At 67.0% G+C, this 21,170-nt stretch carries 19 protein-coding genes, 1 tRNA gene and 2 pseudogenes; 7 read left to right on the forward strand and 15 right to left on the reverse strand.

Annotation, left to right across the window (positions count from 1 at the left end):
• Window positions 1-1,473: 1,473 nt before the first annotated feature.
• Both ABZX12_RS38220 and ABZX12_RS38225 read right to left on the reverse strand, forming a co-directional pair.
• Entirely contained in the window at window positions 1,474-1,611 is a 138-nt protein-coding gene (locus ABZX12_RS38220) for a hypothetical protein (RefSeq protein WP_355700519.1), read from the reverse strand.
• A gap of 880 nt (window positions 1,612-2,491) precedes the next feature.
• Window positions 2,492-3,010, reverse strand: a complete 519-nt coding sequence (locus ABZX12_RS38225) for an RICIN domain-containing protein (protein ID WP_355700354.1) — start codon at window positions 3,008-3,010, stop codon at window positions 2,492-2,494.
• On the opposite strand from ABZX12_RS38225, the gene ABZX12_RS38230 reads away from it, so the two are divergent.
• Window positions 2,988-3,515: a hypothetical protein gene (locus ABZX12_RS38230; protein ID WP_355700355.1), complete on the forward strand. Its 528-nt coding sequence runs from the start codon at window positions 2,988-2,990 to the stop codon at window positions 3,513-3,515. The genes ABZX12_RS38225 and ABZX12_RS38230 overlap by 23 nt on opposite strands.
• Before the next feature lie 211 nt (window positions 3,516-3,726).
• Here ABZX12_RS38230 and ABZX12_RS38235 read toward each other — a convergent pair.
• The 5 genes and pseudogenes from ABZX12_RS38235 to ABZX12_RS38255 form a co-directional block, all read right to left on the reverse strand.
• Window positions 3,727-4,092: pseudogene (locus tag ABZX12_RS38235) on the reverse strand (DDE-type integrase/transposase/recombinase); the annotation flags it as partial.
• 330 nt (window positions 4,093-4,422) lie between these two features.
• Window positions 4,423-4,563 carry a hypothetical protein gene (locus ABZX12_RS38240; RefSeq protein WP_355700356.1) on the reverse strand — a complete coding sequence of 47 codons (141 nt, stop codon included), beginning with the start codon at window positions 4,561-4,563 and terminating at the stop codon, window positions 4,423-4,425.
• A 549-nt stretch (window positions 4,564-5,112) separates the two neighbouring features.
• Window positions 5,113-5,604: a hypothetical protein gene (locus tag ABZX12_RS38245; protein WP_355700357.1), complete on the reverse strand. Its 492-nt coding sequence runs from the start codon at window positions 5,602-5,604 to the stop codon at window positions 5,113-5,115.
• A gap of 1,079 nt (window positions 5,605-6,683) precedes the next feature.
• Window positions 6,684-7,040 carry a hypothetical protein gene (locus ABZX12_RS38250; protein WP_355700358.1) on the reverse strand — a complete coding sequence of 119 codons (357 nt, stop codon included), beginning with the start codon at window positions 7,038-7,040 and terminating at the stop codon, window positions 6,684-6,686.
• A 290-nt stretch (window positions 7,041-7,330) separates the two neighbouring features.
• Window positions 7,331-7,963, reverse strand: a complete 633-nt coding sequence (locus ABZX12_RS38255) for a PadR family transcriptional regulator (RefSeq protein ID WP_355700359.1) — start codon at window positions 7,961-7,963, stop codon at window positions 7,331-7,333.
• Between the two features lie 67 nt (window positions 7,964-8,030).
• Here ABZX12_RS38255 and ABZX12_RS38260 point away from each other — a divergent pair, with 67 nt between their 5' ends.
• From ABZX12_RS38260 to ABZX12_RS38275, 4 genes and pseudogenes are all read left to right on the forward strand, one after another.
• Window positions 8,031-8,771 carry an ABC transporter ATP-binding protein gene (locus ABZX12_RS38260; RefSeq protein WP_355700360.1) on the forward strand — a complete coding sequence of 247 codons (741 nt, stop codon included), beginning with the start codon at window positions 8,031-8,033 and terminating at the stop codon, window positions 8,769-8,771.
• Between the two features lie 3 nt (window positions 8,772-8,774).
• Window positions 8,775-11,558, forward strand: a complete 2,784-nt coding sequence (locus tag ABZX12_RS38265) for an FtsX-like permease family protein (protein ID WP_355700361.1) — start codon at window positions 8,775-8,777, stop codon at window positions 11,556-11,558.
• Window positions 11,559-12,097: 539 nt separating this feature from the next.
• Window positions 12,098-13,366: pseudogene (locus ABZX12_RS38270) on the forward strand (IS3 family transposase).
• Window positions 13,367-13,372: 6 nt separating this feature from the next.
• A complete protein-coding gene (locus ABZX12_RS38275; RefSeq protein WP_355700362.1) occupies window positions 13,373-13,591 on the forward strand; it encodes a tyrosine-type recombinase/integrase in 219 nt (72 codons plus the stop codon).
• A 97-nt stretch (window positions 13,592-13,688) separates the two neighbouring features.
• Here ABZX12_RS38275 and ABZX12_RS38280 read toward each other — a convergent pair.
• From ABZX12_RS38280 to ABZX12_RS38290, 3 genes are all read right to left on the reverse strand, one after another.
• A tRNA-Leu gene (locus tag ABZX12_RS38280) sits at window positions 13,689-13,771 on the reverse strand.
• Between the two features lie 25 nt (window positions 13,772-13,796).
• Window positions 13,797-14,339, reverse strand: a complete 543-nt coding sequence (gene def / locus ABZX12_RS38285) for a peptide deformylase (protein WP_355700363.1) — start codon at window positions 14,337-14,339, stop codon at window positions 13,797-13,799.
• Entirely contained in the window at window positions 14,336-14,842 is a 507-nt protein-coding gene (locus ABZX12_RS38290) for an ACT domain-containing protein (protein WP_355700364.1), read from the reverse strand. The genes def and ABZX12_RS38290 overlap by 4 nt, the downstream gene beginning before the upstream one ends.
• Before the next feature lie 104 nt (window positions 14,843-14,946).
• Between ABZX12_RS38290 and ABZX12_RS38295 the strand changes: the two genes are divergently transcribed.
• Together ABZX12_RS38295 and ABZX12_RS38300 are read left to right on the forward strand one after the other, a co-directional pair.
• On the forward strand, window positions 14,947-16,059 hold the full coding sequence (locus tag ABZX12_RS38295; protein WP_355700365.1) for a histidine kinase: 1,113 nt from the start codon (window positions 14,947-14,949) through the stop codon (window positions 16,057-16,059).
• 76 nt (window positions 16,060-16,135) lie between these two features.
• Window positions 16,136-16,795: a response regulator transcription factor gene (locus ABZX12_RS38300; protein ID WP_355700366.1), complete on the forward strand. Its 660-nt coding sequence runs from the start codon at window positions 16,136-16,138 to the stop codon at window positions 16,793-16,795.
• A gap of 30 nt (window positions 16,796-16,825) precedes the next feature.
• On the opposite strand, the gene ABZX12_RS38305 is transcribed toward ABZX12_RS38300, so the two are convergent.
• The 5 genes from ABZX12_RS38305 to ABZX12_RS38325 all read right to left on the reverse strand — a co-directional run bounded on the left by ABZX12_RS38305 (window position 16,826) and on the right by ABZX12_RS38325 (window position 21,126).
• Complete coding sequence (locus tag ABZX12_RS38305; RefSeq protein ID WP_355700367.1) at window positions 16,826-17,281, reverse strand: nitroreductase/quinone reductase family protein; 456 nt, start codon at window positions 17,279-17,281, stop codon at window positions 16,826-16,828.
• Between the two features lie 79 nt (window positions 17,282-17,360).
• The gene (locus ABZX12_RS38310) at window positions 17,361-18,668 is read right to left on the reverse strand and encodes an NAD(P)/FAD-dependent oxidoreductase (RefSeq protein ID WP_355700368.1); all 1,308 of its coding nucleotides are present in this window, start codon (window positions 18,666-18,668) and stop codon (window positions 17,361-17,363) included.
• Window positions 18,669-18,859: 191 nt separating this feature from the next.
• Window positions 18,860-19,234: a VOC family protein gene (locus tag ABZX12_RS38315; RefSeq protein ID WP_355700369.1), complete on the reverse strand. Its 375-nt coding sequence runs from the start codon at window positions 19,232-19,234 to the stop codon at window positions 18,860-18,862.
• A gap of 14 nt (window positions 19,235-19,248) precedes the next feature.
• Window positions 19,249-20,442, reverse strand: a complete 1,194-nt coding sequence (locus ABZX12_RS38320; protein WP_355700370.1) for a GNAT family N-acetyltransferase — start codon at window positions 20,440-20,442, stop codon at window positions 19,249-19,251.
• 183 nt (window positions 20,443-20,625) lie between these two features.
• Window positions 20,626-21,126: a DinB family protein gene (locus ABZX12_RS38325; RefSeq protein ID WP_355700371.1), complete on the reverse strand. Its 501-nt coding sequence runs from the start codon at window positions 21,124-21,126 to the stop codon at window positions 20,626-20,628.
• Window positions 21,127-21,170 lie beyond the last annotated feature (44 nt).

A 21,170-nucleotide genomic window follows, 5' to 3' on the forward strand; every position in this document is an offset into this window, starting at 1 on the left:
ATCCGCACCACCACAGACCAAACGCAGTCCTAGACTGCCAACAACCGCTCACTTTTCAACCGCCGAAACCGACCAGCTTTAGAGCGCCGTCGACAGATGCGATACAAACCAGTCCGGGCCATCCGCGGAAGCTGCATCGAGCGTCAAGCAAACGCACGGACCCGCAGAACGACGCCTGGTTGGCCTTAAACCTCGCTGCCACGGTCGCGACCCCACGACCGGTTCGGAACCCACCTCTTTGGCCACCTCTTTGGGTGCAAAGAGCCGCAAAATGTCGAGAACAGTCGAGGAATACGCTGCGCAACAGTTCCCAGGTCGGTGCGAGTTCTTGGCGACCAATACACGATGGCCACAACCTTGGATTCCCAATTGCGCCGACAGGGTGCCGGGTCGAAGACAGCAGAACTCGCCGCCAACGCTCGACACCCTGTCGAAGCCTCGCTTGTCCGAATGCCCGGCTACCCACCTCCCGCCGTAGCCGCACACTCCCGTCTGCTGGTGGGCTCCCGCATCGCCCCGATGACAATCATCGGAGGAACGGCCCGGCACGGTACGCGTCAAGGGCGCCTCCGGCGTCCCTCCGGGATCTCCGACCCTTGACCCGCACCGCACCGAACCTACGGTCGGCAGCTATCGGGGCGATGCAGGAGGACTGCCCGCGTGCGACGGACGCGCGGGATCCTTGGGCGGGCACCACATCTCGAACCGCCCGGGGGTCACGAACGGCCCTCCATGAGGCGGTCATATGCGGCTTCTCGGACCTTCCTATCGCGGTTTCGCGTGCTGCACGTTGCGAAAGCCCCGCGCGGTCTGTCGCCGCTCGATCTGCGGCGGTGGTAGGGCGGGGATCGGAAGACGTGCCATCGAAGGCCCGTCGGATTGCGTGTCTTGCCGCATTCTCATTTCGTTGCCTTCGGTACCATTCAGAATTCTTTCTTCCTGCGATGACAAGGAGCCTTCTCAGATGGAAAATTCATACCTACAATATGCTGGCTTGGTTACGGCGACGCATGTCAACGCGGTCAACGATCCAGCGAGCATCTTCTAACTCTTCCCAGTTTTCCTATCTGCGGCTTTTTTAGCCGCTCTTGTCTTCGCGGCTTTCGCGGCCTGCGCAGACCTCGCCGTTTTCCGCGCTGCGTCGATCTCCGGATTGAGTTGTTCTGCGCTCACCACCATCGGTGGCCGCACCTTCGGCTGCCCACCCTGAGCTTTCTCTCTGAGCTTCGCTATTTCTTCAGCAGTCATCTTTCTTGCCATTCCATTCCCCTTCGTTGATTGATGCCAGCAGGAGCAATGTACTAAACCAGTAGTTACTTCGACCTGAAAAAGTGTCGGTCGTCGTGATGGTGGGTGCGGCTGGTGCTTGGTTTGGGGGCTCTTCACAACTGGGGGTGTAGCGCTGGTCGGCGCGTCGGTGGCCGGGTAGGTGTCGGGGTCTCCTGATGATGGGGGGTTCCTACGCCGGCCCGTTCAGAAGACCTCGACGTGCTTGGGGCTGCCTTCACCAGCCCTGATCTGACCACGTTTGCGCGGCTTGATGAGCTCGGCCTTGAAGTCACCGGACAGCCGGTTCGATCGGCCCGGGCAGCTGACCTGCCGGGCTGACACCGACCCACCACGAGTCCGAAGCCCATGAGCACCGCGGCCGGATCACCAAGCGGGCCTCCGGGCTGGTCCGCTGGGCGGTGGTCGAGTCGGTGCAGATCTTGCCCAGCAGCACCGTGGTCGGGCAGTTCCGCGACCGCGTTGCCGGCCGCAACCCGCCGCCAGCTCGAGTACGTCTTCTACGCCCTGCGCGAGCACCACGTCCGGGCCGTGGAGGCGCAGCCCGACAAGCCCACGGACGCGGCATGAGCCACGGCCGCCTCGAACCGGTTGACGCGGGTCGTGCAGGTCAAGACCCCCACCCGGTGCCGCGGTCGCGTCTGTGATTGACCCCGCCGACCAGACAACACCGCGAACCCGATCATGCCGCCCACGCGCGGCGAAGGGATGACAGCAGCGCTCAACCGGGTCTGCCACCGCCGGGACATCCCGGCCATGACGAGCGCGATCCCCACACCCCCGACTCAGCACACGCGAGCCACACCACAGGTCTTCTTCGCCACCCATATCAGGCGACCCGGCGCCGACGTCAAGGCCCTCCGGCCGCTACGCGGCCGAGCTCCGCCCCAGCCCCGACCCCATACCACGGCGCGCCACATCCCCGGCGAAGGAGCACAAGGAACGGTCAACAACCCCCTTGACCGACCCCGCTCCTTCAGGGATGACCTGCGGGCTCCTACAGTCGTACGGGGTCGTTACACCTCAACGTTGCCTATTGTTGCCTGTCCAAGACCATGGGAAGCCATGGTCTTGGACACGACGTTCTGCTGGCTAGTGATCCTCGTCCGGCACCTTCACCAGCATGGCCGAGCCGGCCCGATCACCGAACTGGCCGAGACCGCAGGCGGGAACCGCTAGCGCGATACCGCCCGCTGCCGGGCGGTCAGAAGATCCACCACCGCTGGTCCAGATCGTCGGCGCAGGTCCACTGGATCGCCTGGGTGCCCGGGGTCGTGCTGCCAGCCGGAATCGCCAGACACTTCCTGCTGTTGATGTTCGTGATCTGGTAGCCGCCCAGGTACGGGTCGGAAGTCACGTACCAGCGCTGGTCATCGAGACCGAGTTGGCCATCCCAGGAGTTCGTTCCGCAGGTCCACTGGATCGCGCCGGTGCCAATCGCTGTGCTGCCTGCGGGGATGGCCAGGCAGTCACCACTGTGGGCGTTACGGATGATCCATTCGTCCAAGACGTCGTATACCCCTTCGTGGACCTTTGTGAAGTTCCATCGCTGCTCATAGCCGCTGAGCGAGGTCCACTGGATAGCGGGTGCGCCATCGACGTGCGAGGCGTTACCGATGGTCAAATACTGGCGGGTCTCGGCGTTCTGCATCCTCACGTTGATACCTGGGTCTGCCTGCGCGGTGCCCGCGGGCACGACGATGGCGGCGATCGTGGTGGCCACCGCCACCACCACCGACACGACGCTGCGGGCACCGATGAACCGGGTTACCGTCATTCAGGACCTCATCTCCAAGACACTTTCGGGGCAAACACCAAGCGACACACGATCTCGTCGTCGACGCCTCAGCAGTCTTCGCCGCACAACGCGCCGCTCGCATCCGCAGGATCGCCAGCGGCGCGATCAGGCTCCGGTGACCAAACACCTGCAACGCGATTGCCGGAGTCAGCCCGCCCCGCCTCAAGGGCGCATCCGGCGCCTGGCCGAGACGGCTCCTGTCCGGGTGGCGATGACCGCTGTCGCACTGTTGCGCGACCTGTACCGCGTCACCGGTAGAAACCAAGCCGAACTGATGGACGCCGCCACCCAGAGCGCCGAAGCCGAGGCCTTCTGGACAGGCGGCGCAGGAACCTCCATCATCGGAAGACCTCGACCCCTGCCCGGCCTGACGCGAAGATTCACCACCGGTGGCCGGCCGCGGTGGGGCGGCAATCCCCCCAAACGGTAGAGTCTTTTGTTAGGTGATCTTGCGGGCTGTGCCCGTTTCCGGCTGCTGTGTGCCGGTGCCGCCAGGAGCCGGGTGTCCAGGCTGGCCGGAGGGCTTGGCCTTGACGCCGGCGAGGACGGCGCCATCATCGTGGTGGCGGGAGTGGGCTTGGTTCATGCTGCTGTCCGATCGGGCGGTTCACCTCTGCGCAGGGCGGCTTCGGTCTTGCTGGTCATCGACGTTCCCGATCGGCGTGAACGACCTGTAGGATGCTGTGTACCGCGAAGATCTGTTCCATCAATTCCTTTGCCAGCACACCGGATTCGTGGGCATGCACGTGGACACCGACGATGTAGCGGGAGTAGATGTCGATCATCACGTACGCGTCGGAGTAGGTGCCCTTCACCGGACCCGCGAGCTTGGTGATGTCCCACGAGTACACCTGCCGCGGCGCGGTGGCGACCAGTTCCGGACATACCTGCGCCGGGTGCCGCGCCACCCGGCGACGCTCCTTCACCTGCGTGTTGTCCCGCAACACCCGGTACATCGTGGACACCGAACCCAGGTAGACGCCCTCGTCGAGCAGTTGGGCATACACCTGCAACGGCGCCAGGGCGACGCACCGGTCGCTGTCGAGCACCTCGAGGACCCGGCGACGTTCCAGCTCGGTCAGCTTGTTGACCGGGTCGGCGCCGGCTGCAGCGCCACCGCGGGTATCGCTGCCGTGGCGGCGGCACGTCACCGGGTCGCGGTCGAACGCACGATCCCGGTCAACACGGCTGCACTTCTCGTGGGGACCGCCGACGGTCAGCGACGCGTAGGGTGCGGTCAACGCTTGTTGCGCTTGTCGTCGGAATCCGCTCTCTCCGAAAGAGTTTCCAAGAGAGCGTGTGCTTTCCCATGATGTCCAGGGCGGCCTCGGTGGTGGTCAGCCGCTGGGACAGGCGGGCGTTCTCCCATGTGAGGCGGCGATCTCGGCCTGCTCGGCAAGCAGCTTGCCGACCTTCTCGCCGGGCCGTTTGCCTGCCAGCACGCCGGCGTCGCGCTGCTTGCGCCACTCGCTGATCAACGACGAGTACTAACCTTCCCGCCGCAAGTGGCCCCGCCCTCGCCCTGCTCGCACGCCTGCTCGTAGGCACTCAGATGCGCGAGCTTCTCCGCTGCGGCGAACGTGCGGCGCCGCCGCGGACCATCAGCTCTCGGACGGATTGGATCCATCCGTTCAATGTCGTCCACCGAGGAAATCGTCGAGCTGGTCATGGTGTGCTGATCCATATCTCGCCCTGCGCCAGGCCGGTTTGCTGTGAACCACTGGACTCAACTCACCTTGACACGCAGGGCGGCGAACCGGTTGCGGATTCGCCGCTCGGCATCGCGCCAGATCATGGAACCACGGGCTGGTCTCGTCCGGTTCGCCAAGCACCTGCGCGCGCCCCACCGCGAACCATCCAACCTCCGATGAGGAAGAGCCGCCATGTCCTTGATCGATGCGTACATACCGGACGCAGACTTCCGCGAGGAGCACAGCAGGTGGATCGACGCGACGCCAGCCGTTGTATGGCAGGCGCTGACAACACTGGCGCTGCGTGACCTCACCATCACTCGCCCCCTCTTGTGGCTACGACACTCCCAGGAAGTAGGTGACCGTGTGAGCCAGCCGCTCATGACGAGTGGGCCGGTCGCCATGCTGTTCGTCGAAGCGGGCCGGTACGCGCTCGGCGGCGCGATCGCCAAGCCCTGGAAGCGCGATACGGGCAAGCGCGAGCTCAGCAGCCTGGAGGACTTCCGCGAGTTCACGGCGCCCGGGTGGGTCAAGTACCTCACGGACTTTCGCCTCACGGCGCACATTGGCGGATCCACGCTCAGCACGTCCACGCGTGTCGTCGCCACCAGCACGCCAGCCCGGCGTCGCTTTCGCACCTACTGGTTCTTGATCCGTGGCGGCTCCGGACTGATCAGACGAGACATGCTCCGGTCGGTCGATCGGATGGCTACCAGGACCATCAGTGTCGTCGACGCCCAGGAGACTGACCTGACCAACGAGCAGCTCGACGCGCTCTTCGAGATGCTCCGGTTGCCCCAAGGTCATCGCCGAGTCGACAACCGGCACCTGAAGATCGTCAAGGATGAGGGGCACTTCGTGTGGCCACACGTGAGAACAGCGACGAGATCATCAATGTCGAATCCGGGAGCGGGTGGTCGAGCTGCGGCGCGACATGGTGCCCGGGGTGATATCTCCGTGGTGCCAAAGGGCGTCGAGCACCCGGCCCGACGCCGAGATGGTTGCCGGAGGCTGCTCATCGAGCCCCAAGACGTGCCTAACACCCGTGGACGAGACTCCCCAGCAACGCGGACGAATGGATATGAACTGGTCGCGGGTGGCTGCTGCCGTCGTCCCCGGCGGGGCACGCCCCGGCGACGATCAGGGGCCGTTCGCCTTCCACGGTTCCACGATCACGCGATCAACGTGTGGGGCTCGAGCTGTTCGGTGGCGATTCACCGACATCGAATCGCCGACGTCACCGACGAGGTACACCTTGCCCGGCGAGACGTCCCGGGACGGAGGATCGTCCTGGGAGTTCGACGAGCAGATGTTCGGGACCAGCGTTCCCGTCCCTGATGCGCCGCACCTCGACGCTTCGGCCACGTAGTGTGTCGCGCCGGAAATGCTGGCAACGCATCAGTGAACACGGCTTCGAAGTCGAACACGCCTCATCCCCTGCGCGCCTTCATTCAGCCTGGTGATGCGTTTTCCGGTTTGGGTGCTGGTGACTGGTTCGGGTGAGCAGGGTTCACCCTCGGCGTGTTTGTCATGCTGCCAGGGCCCCGATCTTGGTGAGGTTGTGAATCCCAGCCAGGACAGACACTTCCGTGCGTTACGCGCCGTCCTCAACCACCACAAGGTGAAATCTCGAGGCTAGCTGTCGTGCTCGTTCATCTCGTGCTCCGGTTTATTGATGGGGCCCACCATCGGGCGGGACTCGAGTCACCGTCGCGCTGCGTGTCACCGCCATGTCACCGGTCTGTCATGGCCCGATCCGCTCGTAGGTGCTGCTGCACCTTGCGGCCCGTTAGCCGGGTCCTGAGTACCTCCTGGTGGGTGCCTTCGAGCATGTCGAAGGGAAGCGTTGGGGCCGGTGCCCGCCCGCACCGCTGGTAAATGATTGTGAGTCGATGGTGGGCGCGGCGTCAGGTGAGCTCAGTGGGTCCGGTTGCGGTGACGACGGGCAGCGAGCACCGGGCCGGATTCAGCACACACTCACTCCGCCGCAATGACTCCGCCGCGGTCGGGTTCGCGCACGATGCCGGCGAGTCCACGAGGCGGTCGGCCTCGGTGTTGGTGAGGTTGGTTCCCGGCAAGGCGTTCAGCCCGCTCACCGCTGGTTCCGGCGCGTCAGTGGATTCGGCGACGACAGCGAGGCGCTCGCCGATTGTGGCCTTCAGACCGTCAGGGGCACCGGCCGCGATTACCTGGCCCCGGTCGATGACCGCTGGGTCATCGACCAACTGTTCGGCCTCATCCAGGTACTGCAAGGTGTGAAGCACGGTGGTGGCGTCTCCTACCTGAACGGATATAGTCCCAGATCGCGATGCGGCTACGCGGGTCAGTGCCGTGATCGGCTCGTGCAGGAAGAGCACCTCGGGGCGCAGGATGAAGGCTAGTTATCAGGCCAAGTCGGCGCCGCATCTCCCCCGGGGTAGGCGGCGATCTGGCGACCGCCGGCGGCCACGGGCCCGAAGCGCTCGAGCAACTATCGGCGGATCCGGGCTGAGCAACAATGTGGTGATCAGCCACGAGGCGAACCCGCGTTCTGCCGCGGGATCAGGAGCTGCGTCTAACGATCACCCTCGATGTTCGCGAGCTCTGGATCGGACGATGTCGGCGCGGCGTCTACGGTGGCGGACGCCGGGCGAAGTCGGGCGCGCAGTGCTGCGAGGGCGGCAGCGCCGTTGTCGAGCAGCGCCTCCTCAGCGTCCCCGACAAAGGCGAGATCTGCTTCGACATGTCGAGTCGCCGCGGTGAGCAGCAGGGCGACGACCAGGTTGTCGTCATCCCCGCCGCGCAGATTCTGCAAGTTGCGCAACTCGTGGAGCAGGTAGGTGCGTTGCCGACTGAGAACATGGCGGAGTACCAGCGCATCGCCGGTGCGGGCAGCGGCCATGACCTTGAGGAAGAAGTCGTCCCGGAAGCCACCACTGCGGGTGGCGGGCTCGTCCAGCCAACGTCTGAGCTCGACGCGACCCGCTTCGGTGAGCTCGTAGACCACCCGGTCAGGTTTCACGTTCTGGGTCACCCGCTCCGATGTGACCAGGCCGTCCCGAGAGAGACGGTCGAGCACCTGGTAGAGGTGACCGATGTTGAGCGGTCCCCATTGCGGCCCGATCGACGACTCGAAGGCGCTCTTCAACTCGTAACCGTAACTGGGCCGATCGGTCAGCAGTGCGAGGACGGCGTGCTGAATTGCCATGGGGTCTCCATGTTCCGCGTTCGTCACGGCTATTGCATTGTCACAATGTATCGGTCAAAGTTAGCCCATGTCAGGTGGCTCCACGATCCAGATCGATCGGCTGCGGCGGACCTTCCGTACGGGAGGCGCGGACATCGTCGCGGTCGACGACCTCACGATGACTGTTCGGGCGGGGTCTCTCGTGGCCATCACGGGGCCGAGCGGCTCGGGTAAGTCGACCCTGCTGCACCTGATCGGCGCGATCGAGCGCCCCGACTCCGGGACGATCACCGCTGACGAGATCGAGGTGACTGGGCTCCGTCGCACTCGACTCGCCGCATACCGGCGGAGCATCGGGTTCGTGTTCCAGCGCTACCACCTGCTGCCGGCCCTCACCGCGCTGGACAACGTGGTGGCGCCGGTCTTGCCGTACAAGGTGGACTTCCGCAAGGCCGACCGGGCCCGCGAACTACTCGCGGCAGTTGACCTCGAAGGACGGGAGAACGCACTGCCGGCCCAACTGTCCGGCGGCCAGCAGCAGCGGGTCGCGATCGCCCGCGCCCTCATCGGACGCCCGCGGTTACTGCTGGCCGACGAACCGACCGGCAATCTCGATTCGAAGTCAGGCGGTGAAATCCTGAATCTCATCGCCGACCTACGCGCCACCTACGGCATGACGGTACTGGTCGCCACGCACGAGCAGCGCATAGCTGCCCGCGCCGACAGGGTGCTGCGGCTACGGGATGGGGCCGTCGTCGAAGACCTCGACCTGCAGGTCGGCCACCCGGCATCCGACACCCTGACCCGCCTCGACCAGCTGCGGGCATGACCGATGCTCCGCTTCATCTGGTCTCACATTCGCCGCCGCGCCGGCCGATCGATCGCGCTGCTCCTCGGCGTCCTCGTGGCAACCACAGGCTTCACCTTGCTCACCGGCAGCACAGAGACTACCCGACTGCAGGTCACCGGCATGCTCGACGCCAGTGCCCGGCCCGCGTACGACATCCTGGTCCGCCCGAAGGGCGGCAGGTCGCTCTTGGAGAACGAACGCAACCTCCTGCGCCCTAATCATTCCTCCGGCCTGTTCGGCGGAATCACTCGCGCGCAACTGGAGCAGATCAAGCACCTTCCTGGCGTCGATGTGGCCGCACCGTTAGCGATGATGGGGTACACGATGGTCACCATCCCGGTCTCCTTCGACGTGACAGACGCGGTCGACCGCACCGCACGACAGCAGGTGATCCGCCTGGATCCCACTCTGCTCGCGGACCGCGGGATGACCAGGTGGGCCGACGCACCGTCATACGTGTACGTCACCCGAAATCGGCTGGTCATTCCAAACCCGCAGCTGGGTGGACAAGTGCCGAATCGGCTGTGCGGCAATGGGCTTCCGGGCGGACGACCCTATGAGGTGCTACCTGATGGCCGGAGGTCTATCGTCTGCGACACGGCCGAGCTCGAGCTGCCCGTCTCTGGTGGCAGTCAACCCCTTAATGGGCTCACCGCAGCGCAACGTACATCTCTGCGGGTGGTCCAGATGACACCTGCCGGAGCATTCCGCTCCGCCTCGTACGGCGTGCTCTCCGAATCCGCCTCGATGGGCGTGCTGTCTGAACCACGGGACCGGCTAATCGTCAGCCTGCCCGTGACCGTGCCGTTACTGCTCGCCGCGATCGATCCGCGAGCAGAGGCGGCACTGACTGGTATCGACCGGGCCATCACGGCCGGCCGATACCTCGCGCCGGACGACCGCACGGAGGATCGCACGCTGCCAGTGCTCGGTACCGCCAAGCCGTACCTCGATCAGCAATTCGCGGTGCGATATTCGCGGGTGTCCGGGTCGGGCGTCGCCGGCAGCCACACGCAGGATCTGCGCGAACACCTCCGAAGCCGCCCCCGGACCTTGGTGGGCAGCGCACAGCAGGATGTGGCCGAGGCGTACTTGCGGGCAATGAGCCGGGCTCGCAGCGATCGTCGGGGCAGCGTCGGACAAGTGTTCCTCATGGTACGGGCGGGTGACCCGACGTACGTGGTCCGGCCCGACGGCGCCTTGGGCGTCGCCGTTCGCGAGCCTGATCTCGATGTGTATCGCAAGCGCGATTACGTAGGGCTCCGCATGCCTGGATTGGCCCTTGACGCAGGCTTTCGGCCGCTGACCCAATGGGCTGTTCCCCCTTCCGACCAGGGTCCACGAGCGCTCAAGCCGGTAGGGCTTTACGACCCGGAGAAGTTGGCTGGGTTCTCGGAGCTGAGTCGGGTGCCGCTTGAGACGTATCAGGCGCCGACCGCAACCGGCGCGGATGCCGAAACCCGGCGGCTGCTGGCCGACCGGCCGTTGCTGCCGAATGGCAACCCTGGTGGCTACCTGGCCACGCCGCCGTTCCTCCTCATGGATCTGACGCACTATCCCGAGCTGGACGAGCCGGCTGACCCGATCTCGGTCATCCGGGTCCGGGTCGACGAGATCCGCGGGTACGACAGCGTAAGCGCCGAGCGCGTCCGCCGAACGGCCGAGCAGATCGCCCTGATCACCGGCCTGGACGTGGACATCACCTTCGGCTCGTCGCCGACGAGGCAGACCATCGTGCTGCCGGGCGGCAAGTTCGAGCGGCCAGAACTGCGGCTGACTGAGTTGTGGTCCCGCAAAGGGGTTGCCTCGCTCATCGAGCAGGCTGTCGATCGCAAGAGTCTGTTGCTGTTCGGCCTGATCCTCTTGGTGTGCGCGCTCTTTCTGGCCAATGCAGTCGCTGCGGCGGTTCGGGACAGGCGATCGGAACTTGCCATCCTTGCCTGCCTCGGCTGGCCGGCCCGGCGCCTCGGGGCCGCGATCCTCGGTGAAATCGCCCTGCTCGGGCTAGCCGGCGGGGCGCTCGCTCTGCTGATCGGCATGCCGCTAGGTGCCGCTCTCGATGTGCGGATGCCGCTCAGCCGGGCGTTGCTCGCCATCCCCATCGGGTTGCTCCTGGCCTTGCTCGCCGGTCTGTTGCCGGCGCTGCGTGCCGCGGGAGCACAACCAGGGGCGGCATTGCGGCCGGCGGTGCTGCCCGTCCGGCGTGCCCGCCGCCGGCGGACGATCCTTGAGTTGGCGATGGCCAACCTCGGCCGGGTTCCTGGCCGAACACTTCTAGGTGCTGGCAGCCTCGCCATCGGCATCTGCTCGCTCACCGTGCTCGCCGCGGTGCAATGGGCCTTCCACGGCCAGGTGCAGGGCACGCTGCTCGGTGACGCAGTGACTCTGACTGTGCGCGGGGTCGATGTGGTGGCGGCGGTCGCCACCGCCATGCTGGGCCTGCTGGCCACGGCCGACGTACTGTACCTGAACATCCGCGACCGGGCCGCCGAGTTCGCCACACTGCGCGCGACCGGCTGGTCAGAGCCAGCCATTGGTCGTCTCGTCGTTTACGAAGGCATCGGCCTGGGTCTGCTCGGCGTGGTGCTTGGCGCTGGCGCCGGGCTCGCCGGCGCAGCATGGTTCGTCGGCGATCTCCACTCGGCGCTCATCTGGGCGGCGGTCGATACGGCTCTTGCCGGACTGCTTGTCGCCGGATTCGCCGCGCTGGTTCCAGCCTTGTGGCTACGTCGTCTTCCAACAAGCGCCCTGCTGGCCGACGAGTAGCGGTACTGAGGATCACAGTTCTTACCGTTCTCGCGTCGGCGTAGTCTTTCCACGGGGATCGAGGCGGCGCAGGTATCGGCTGTGTTGTACCAGTGGACCCAGGGGGCGGTAACGGCCTCGACGTGGCTGAGCCCGGCGAGAGGTCCGCGCCAAAACGATGAGTCGTCTGGACGCGTTCGGTCTCGGACAGGCCGATATCTGTTCCGGCCAGCGCGTCGTAGGCGTCGCCGCCGCTGCCGATCCTAGGTTGGCTCTGCAGGTGCACGTGCAGGGTCACGGTCAAGTGCGCAGAGCTGTCACCGGGCGCGACGAGCGGCGCACGCCTAGCCTCGTGCGATTCGATCCACTGCAGCCGCCCTGCCAGCATGCGCTCGCGACCGCGGATGCGTCGTTTACCCACCAACGGCAAAGGGAGTGAATTCCGACCGGTCGCCCACGCCCCGACCGAGTCAACCTGTGCGCGCTCACCGTTGGCTCGATCGCGTCTGTGAACCACCCCGGGTTTGATGCGCACCTCCTTCGTTGGGAAGGTGGCGTTCATGCCGAGCAAGCACGACGAGCAGACCCGGAGCCAAGGCGGTTCGTCTGGTCATCGATCATGTCGATGATTACGACTCTGAGTGGGCGGCGATCAAGGCGATGTCCGCCCGGTTGGGTATGACGGCCGAGACGTTGCGACGCTGGGTCCGGCAGGCGCAGATCGACGCCGGTCAGGCCGACGGGGTGTCTTCGGAGTCGGCGCGGGAGCTTCGGGAGTTGAAGCGGAAGAACGCCGAGCTGGAACGCACGATCGAGATCCTCAAGGCCGCGACAAGTTTCTTCGCGCGGGAGAGCGACCCGCGACCGCGCTGATCTGCCGGTTCATCGCCGAGCACAGGGCTCGGTTCGGGGTCGCTCCGATCTGTGCTGCGCTGTCGGCGCATGGCTGCCAGATCGCCCCGAGAACCTACTACGCCTAGGCCAGGCGGGCGCCGTCGAAACGCGCTCTGTGGGAGCTGGCGGTGACCGCGGTGCCGGCCGGGTACTACGAGCCCGACGAGCACGGCCGGCGGCGACCGGAGTCGCTGTACGGGAGCCTGAAGATGTAGGCTCACCTGCGACGCGAGGGCCTCCAGGTCGCCCGCTGCACCGTGGAACGGCTGATGCGCCGGCACGGCTGGCATGGTGCGACCAGGGCGAAGAAGGTCCGCACCACGATCCCGGATCCGGCCGCTACCCGGGCACCGGACCTGGTCAACCGGCAGTTCGCCGTCGAGGTGCCGAACCGGCTGCTGGTCGCGGACTTCACCTACGTGCGCCTGGCCGCCGGAGGGTTCGCCTATACCGCGTTCGTGATCGACGCCTTCGCCGGCCTGATCGTCGGCTGGGAGTGCTCGACGTCCAAGCACACCGCGTTCATCGAGCGCGCTATCGCCCAGGCTGCGGCGTTCCGCGCCAGACGGGGTAAACCCCTGCAGAACAAGGCGATTCATCACTCCGACAGGGTCGCAGTACACGTCCGTGCACTTCACCGAGACCCTGCAGCTCCACGGTCTCAGCCCATCGATCGGGACTGTCGGCGATGCCTACGACAACGCCCTGGCCGAGGCCCATCGGCCTGTACAAGACCGAATGCATCCGCGACGACTCACCCTTCAGGCGCCGACCGCTGACCAACCTCAGTGGCGTCGAGGCCATCACCGCCAACTGGGTCCACTGGTACAACACCACCAGGGCTCATGCACCGCCTCGACGGACGCCCACCCGCCGAAGCCGAGCCCGACTACTATGCACAAACCCGAGACGACCAACCGGTCGCCCTCACATAACCGAGGGTGCGTCAAACCCGGGACGGTTCAGGTCTGCGTGATGCGCGTCCTCATGATGCACGGCACACCGCGGCTACTTTGCTTCTGGAGCAGGGCGTCGATATCCGAGTCGTGCAGGAGGTTCTCGGACACTCGACTCTGGCGGTGACGAAGCGCTACACGCACGTGACGAGCAAGCTCGCGGATGACGCGGCGGCCAAGGTCGGAAAGGCTCTGTGGGCGTGATCGTGAGAGCAACTGCAACCGCTGGTGCAACCATCGCGCGGATGATGAAGCTGCAACTTATATTACTGACCGCCTATCTATGCAGGTCAGATCAAGGTGCCCGGGACGGGATTCGAACCCGTATGCCTGTGAGGGCCGCGAGGTTTAAGCTCGCTGCGTCTGCCGTTCCGCCACCCGGGCTGGAGGCTCGGGATGAGAGTACTCGTTACTGGTAGACCTTTCGGGGGTACACGGCGTGGGCGCCGGCTACCCGGTCGAGGAAGAGCTTGCCGTTGCAGTGGTCGATCTCGTGCTGGAGGGCGCGGGCCTCGAACGCGTCGGTGGTGATGGTGAGCTGTTCCGTCGTACCGGGGAGGACGCCGGTGACGGTGAGCCGAGTGGCGCGTTTGACGTCGCCGGTGAAGTCGGGGACGGACATGCAGCCTTCGCGGGCTTTCTCATTGCGGGAGGCTTCGACGACGACGGCGTTGCACAGGACGAAGACGCCGTGGCAGGTGCGGGTCTTCGGGTGATCGGTGACGTCGAGCGAGAACATCTGCGCCGCTATGCCGACCTGCGGCGCGGCCAGGCCGACGCAGCCGGGGGAGACCCGCATGGTCGCGACGAGGTCCGCGGCGAGCTGGATCATCTCCGGATCGAGCGGGTCGACGAGAGCGCCTTCCGTCGCCAGCACCGGGTGCGGCGCTCGGACGACCTCCAGAATGTTGCCCGTCACGTCCAGCCGGGCAGGTGACCAGTCAGTGATCACAGTTCGTCGCTCTCGGCCGGGCGCAGCGTGACGCCCACCCCGAGCTGCTCGGCGGTGATCTCGAGCGCCCGGTTCAGCATCTCCAGCTCGGCGGTCGGCGGCAGCTCGACCTCGGCGGTCAGCACGTACAGGCCACCGCTCAGCCGGGTCGTCAGGTCGGTGATCGTGCCGCCTGCGGACGCGATCATCCGGGTCACGGCCGCTACGATCCCGGGCCGGTCGGCGCCGTGCACGCTCAGCATGTACGGCGCGCCGATCGGCGCGTGTTCGTGCTCGGGGCCTATCGTCCGGACCGTGATGACCAGCTCGCTGCGCAGCGGCTCGAGCGCCGCCTCGACCTCGTCGTACGGGCCGGCGCAGACGATCATCATCGCGAAGTGCCCGCGCAGCAGCGTCATCGTGGAGTCCTCGAGGTTGACGCCGGTCCCGGCGAGGGCCTCGGTGACGTCGGCGATGATGCCCGGGCGATCCGGGCCGATGACGGTGACTGCGAGCTGACTCATGCCCGGCAACCTACCGCCGACCTAAGTAGCCAACCGCACCGACTTCGGTATCCGGACACCCGCCAACGCCCTGGAGATCGCTTACCCACCGCTACATTCATGCCATGAGCGAGCCGCGTCGTACCGCCCGTAACTGGGTCGTGGACAGCGTGTCGTTCGTGCTGGCGGTCCTGATCGGCCTGCTCGCCTACAGCGAGGGTGAGTCCGACCCGGTGTCGCCGACGCTGCTCGCGATCGACTTCTGGTCGGGGATGGTGCTGTGCCTCACCCTGTGGTTCCGGCGCCGATGGACCGTCCCGTTGGCGATTCTCGCTGCCGCGGTCTCGGTGTACTCCGACGCCGCGGCCGGGCCCGTGCTCGTGCTGACCATGACCGTCGCAGTCCACAAGCCGTGGCGGACCTCGATCTGGGTCTTCGCAGTGAACTGCGTGGCCACGCTCAGCTATCTCCAGGTGCGGCACAAGGACGACTGGAAGACGCAGCTCGTCATCGGCATCACTCTGTACGCCGCGATGGCCGGCTGGGGGTTGTACATCCGGTCGCGGCGACAGCTCCTGCAAACGCTGCGCGACCGCGCTGATCGGGCGGAGACAGTGGCGACGCTGCAGGCCGAGCAGGCCCAGCTCCGGGCCCGCGAGGAGATCGCGCGCGAGATGCATGACGTACTCGGGCACCGGCTCTCGTTGCTGAGCGTGCACGCCGGCGCGCTGGCGTACCGTCCGGACGCGTCCACCGAGGAGGTCGCCGGCGCGGCCGAGATCATCCGGGCGAGCGCGCACCAGGCGCTGCAGGACCTCCGGGAGGTGATCGGCGTACTGCGGGCCCCTGTCGGCGAGCTGCCGCAGCCTGCATTCGCCGATCTGCCCGCGCTGGTGGAAGGTTCCCGGGCGGCGGGCATTCCGGTCGAGTTGACGCTCCACGCGCCGGGTGCGCTGCCGGAACACGTGGGGCGTACGGCGTACCGGATCGTGCAGGAAGGCCTCACCAACGCGGTCAAGCACGCGCCGGGCGAACCCGTGACGATCAGCGTGACCGGTGCCCCGGGCAACGGATTGTCCGTCGAGCTGCGCAACCCGGCGCCGAACCGCCGGCGCGGCGACGGTCAGGGACTGAAGGGATTGAGCGAACGCGCCGCTCTGGTCGAGGGCCGCGTCGAACACGGCCGCACCCCCGAGGGCGACTTCCGCCTCCTCGCCTGGCTACCGTGGCCCCCGTGAGCGAGCGAAGCGAGGTCACCATCAAGCACAGCCCATCTTGGGCCTCATCCGCGCCCGCAGCGAAGCGAGGACGTGGATGAGTATTCGGGTGCTGATCGTCGACGACGATCCGTTGTTGCGGGCCGGGCTGAAGTTGATGCTGGGCGGCGCCGAGGACATCCGGGTGGTCGGTGAGGCCGGTGACGGGTCCGGCGTGCAGGGGCTGATCGACCGGCTCGCCCCGGACGTGGTTCTGATGGACATCCGGATGCCCGGCACGGACGGCCTGACCGCGACCGAGACGGTACGGCGGCGCCCGGGCGCGCCCGAGGTCGTCATCCTCACCACCTTCGACGCCGACGAGCACGTACTGCGGGCCCTCCGGGCCGGCGCCGCCGGGTTCATCCTGAAGGACACCCCGCCCGCGGAGATCGTCGAGTCGGTACGCCGGATCGCGGCCGGCCAGCCCGTTCTCTCACCGGCGGTGACGAAACGCCTGATCACCCGCGTCGCCGACGCCGGCCAGGACGACCGCAAGGCCAGGGCCGCCGCCCGGCTCGCGGACCTGAACGAGCGTGAACGCGAGATCGCGGTCGCCGTCGGCGAGGGCAAGTCGAACGCCGAGATCAGCACGACGCTCTACCTGAGCGTGCCCACCGTGAAGACGCACGTCTCCCGCATCCTCACCAAACTCGACCTGAACAACCGCGTCCAGATCGCCCTACTGGTCCACGACGCCGGCCTGCTGCACGGCTAGCGCGGCTGCACGGCCAGCGCGGCCGCACGACTAGCGCGGTTCGAGCACGACCACGGCTGTCGGCCTGGGGCGCCGGGCGGCGTACGCATCGAGGTTCTTGTCGATCCGCTGCCAGCGGGCCCACAACCGGTCCCGCTCGTCGCCCTGCGCGGCGCGGCCACGCACCGACCGTTTCCCGTCGGCGACGACGACCTCGGCGTCCGGGTGTGCCTGCAGGTTGAGCCACCAGGCGGGCTCCGGTTCCTCCCAGCCGTTCATCGCCATCGTCACCAGGCTCGGCCCCTCCTCGAAGTACCCGAGGATCACGCTGCGCGGCTGCCCCGTTCGTCGGCCGGGAACCGTCAGGCGCAGGGTGCCGTAGTGCTCTGTGTCCCTCGGCACGGACAGGCCGAGCCGCCCGCCGCTTACGTTGTAGATCCCGCGATGGATCTTCCAGGCAAGCCACTTCACCCAATGCGGTGGCAGCCACGCCTTCTGGTCACCCATGTCCCCCTCCAGACACTCGTGGTGTCCAGAGTAAGGCCGGGCCTCCGGCGAGTTGGAGGCCCGGCCGATCAGGTGATGGTTACGACTGCGTTGCCCTGCGGAATTCCTCGTTGGGGGTCTGCAGGCTGCCGAGGCTGGTGACCTCGCGGCGGAAGAACAGCGCCAGGGTCCAGTCGAGGATGACGCGGGCCTTCCGGTTCAGGGTAGGCACGCGGGACACGTGGTATGTCCGGTGCAGGAACCACGCCAGCCAGCCCTTGACCTTCACGCCGTACAGCTGCGCGACGCCCTTGTGCAGGCCGAGACTCGCGACCGAGCCGACGTACTTGTGCTTGTAGTCCACCGGCGGCTGCCCGTCGACGACCCGGAGGATGTTCGCGGCGAGCCGGTTGGCCTGCCGTACGGCGTGCTGCGCGTTCGGGGCGCAGTACGCGCCGGTCTCACTCGTGAGGTCCGGTACGGCGGCGTTGTCGCCGGCGGTCCAGGCGTCGTCGACACCCTCGATCCGCAGGTTCGCGAGGGTCTTGACCCGGCCCTTCTCGTCGAGCGGGAAGTCGGTCGCGGCGAGCGCCGGGTTCGCCTTCACGCCGGCCGTCCACACGATCGTGTCGGCGTCGAACTCCTCGCCGTCGCTGAGGATCACGTGGCCCTTCTCGCAGGACTCCAGCCGGGTCTCCAGCCGGATGTCCATGTTCCGCTTGCGGAGCTGGTCGACCGTGTACTTGCCGAGGTCCGTGCCCACCTCGGGCAGGATCCGGTTGGTCGCCTCGACGAGTACCCAGCGCATGTCCTCGGGCTTGATGTTGTCGTAGTAGCGGGTGGCGTAGCGGGCCATGTCCTCGAGCTCGGCGAACGCCTCCACACCGGCGTACCCGCCGCCGATGAAGACGAAGGTGAGCGCGGACTTGCGCAGCGCCGGGTCGGGCTGCGACGAGGCGACGTCGAGCCGGTCCAGGACCTTGTTGCGCAGCGCGATGGCCTCTTCGACGTTCTTGAACCCGGTGGCCTCCTCGGCCAGCCCCGGGATCGGCAGCGTCCGGGCGATCGAGCCGAGCGCGACCACGATCTGGTCGTAGGCGAGCTCGTACTCCGGGCCCTCCTCGGGCATCACCTTGGCGACCTTGTGCGCGTGGTCGATGCCGGTCACGCGGCCGGTCACCACCCGGCAGCCCTTGAGGGTCTTGCGCAGCGGCACCACGACGTGCCGCGGCTCCACCGAGCCGGCCGCGGCCTCGGGCAGGAACGGCTGGTACGTCATGACCGAGCGCGGGTCGACGACGGTCACCCGGATCCGGCCCTTGCGGGCGGCGCGGCGCAGACCGTACGCGGTGTACATCCCGACGTAACCGCCTCCGACGACGAGGATGTGCGGCACCTGGGCTGTCATGCGGTTCACTCTCCCTGAGTGGTTCTCCGACTTCATGTTCACTTCAACGCTAAACACTCGTGAAAGATTTCACAAACCCTCTCGCGGGTGATCTCACCCACCGAACATCCCCCGCCCGAGGGACTTCTCATGTCCTCATGGTGCGGCCTCGAAGCCGGTGCCCACCAGCGCCGGCCCGAACCGTAAGCCGGTTACTCGGTCGGCCCTTCGAGGGCGAGCCGGTACCCGCTGGGCGTCCGCAGCAGAAGCCGCCGATAGGTCCAATCGGCGGCGGGCGCCTGCCGCTCCAGCTCGAACTCGAGCCCAGCCTCCCGGCAGCGATCCGCTGCCGCGTCCACGTCGGACACGGCGATCTGCCAAGTGAGGACGCTCGGCGGATCGTTCGGCCCGGACGCCTGCTGGATACCGAAGTGCACGGTGGCGGTGCCGAAGGCGATGAATTCCGGGTACTCCGGACCTTCGTAGATCACCGGGAGCCCGAGCTGCTCGTAGAACGCACGCTCGGCGGCCAGGTCGGAAACGTTGAGGACCGGGGCGAGGCGGGTGAACAACGGATCGGTGGTCACGGCACCACCCTCCGCTATTCGAGGGGCAGGCGGTAGACCGAAACGTGGGATGGTGAGGTGGCGGTGAACGGCGAGCCGGTCCAGTCGGCGTGGCGGGATTCGAGGGTGAAGCCGGCCAGCTGGGCCATCAGATCGAGTTCGGCCGGCCAGATGTAGCGGTGCGGGGAGCGGAAGAGTTGGGCATCGCTGCCTTCGCCGAAGTGGAAGTGGTGCGAGACCACGTGCTGCTTCAGTACGTCGTACGTGTCCAGCAGGATGTAGCCGGGATCGGCGACGCCGACGGTCGCGGGGGTGCCGGGCGGGAGGCGGCGCAGCTCGGGGACCCAGAGCTCGATCACGAACCGGCCGCCGGGGGACAGGTGGCGGGCGGCGTTCCGGAAGCACTCGACCTGCTCCTCCTGGGTGAGCAGGTTCGAGATCGTGTTGTACACCAGGTAGACCAGCGAGAACTCGCCCGGCGCGCGGACCGTGGCCATGTCGCCGGCCACCACCGGAATCGTGTCCGCGTCCGCCTTCGTCCGCAGCCGGCCGAGCATCGCCTCCGACATCTCGATCCCGCTCACCGGCACGCCGTACTCCGACAGCGGTACGGCGACCCGCCCGGTGCCGATCGCGAACTCGAGCGCGCGCCCACCGGCGGCGAGTCCGGCCAGCCGCTCCACGGTCGGCCCGAGGACGTCGGCCGCGAACATCCCGGTGCCCGGCGTGTCGTACCGCTCGGCCACGTCCGCGTTCCACAGCAGGTTCTGCTCCGCGGCCTTCGTCCACTCCATGACGTCCTCCTTGTCGTCCCCGCCGATCCGCACGAAGCCGAGCCGGTCGTACAGCCGCCGGGCGTCCGGGTTGTCGCGCTCGACATGCAACCGCAGCGGTACGCCGCGCCGCGCGGCCTCCGATCGGAGCTCGGCGATGATCGACGTACCGATGCCACGGTTCTGTACGTCCGGGTGCAGCTGGATGCCGTTCAGCTCGACGGATTCCGCCGTGCGGCTGACGCGCAGGCGGCCCGCGCCGCGGCCGTCGACCTCGACCACGGCCAGGTCGGTGGTGGGATCGGCCACCGACTCCCGGCTCCACCCCTCGAACTCGGTCCGCCACGCCGCCTCGTCGACATCGGCAGGCATCCGGCCCTGGTCACACGTGGCAGCGAACGCCACCTGGGCCAGCAGTGTGGCGTCTGCCTCGGTTGCCGGTCGAATCCGATACATGCCACAGCAACCTACTCAGGTGACCGGCCGACCAGCCACGGATTTAGGTCCTGCCGGCCGGGCAACCGGAGCCGAGGTTGCGGACCCCAGACACTCATCAACCGAAGCGAGCCGGACGTCAGCAGGCTGCGGCGTTACCGGCTGACCGCCTTCGGATGGGGTTGGTGAGTGCCGGCGGTCCGGTTATTCGCCCACCGCTCCGTCCGTCGACTCGCGCAACAGGTCGAGGTGGCCGACATGGCGGGCGGTTTCCTCGATCAGGTGCGCCAGCGCGTAGCGGAGCGTGAACGTCATACCTTCCGATCGCGCCCGGTCGTCGAGGGACGCCGCCGCGGTGATCTCCCGGGAGCGCGCACATTCGGCTCGGTACGACGCCAGCAGGCGGTCGACGGTGTCGCCGGCGTCGAGCGGGAAGCAGCCGTGCGGGTCCTGCTCTGTCCACGGCCAGTCGACGTCCAGGCCGGCGAAGTCGATCGCGAACCAGAACCGCTCGACACCGGTGAGGTGTTTGACGATCCCGCCGGGAGTGAGGGCGGACGGGTGCACCGGGCGGGCGTGCGCCTGCTCGTCGGTGAGACCTGCGAACTTCAGTTCGACCGTGGACCGGAGGAAGTCCAGCAGACCGGTCAAAGTGCCGCGCTCATCGGCGTCCTCGGCAGGCCGGACGCGGGCGATCTCGGGCATGCAGACACCGTACGGTTGTCAGACCTCTGTGAGAACTGTTGATC

The sequence above is a fragment of the Kribbella sp. NPDC003505 genome (genome assembly GCF_040610875.1).
GTDB lineage: Bacteria > Actinomycetota > Actinomycetes > Propionibacteriales > Kribbellaceae > Kribbella.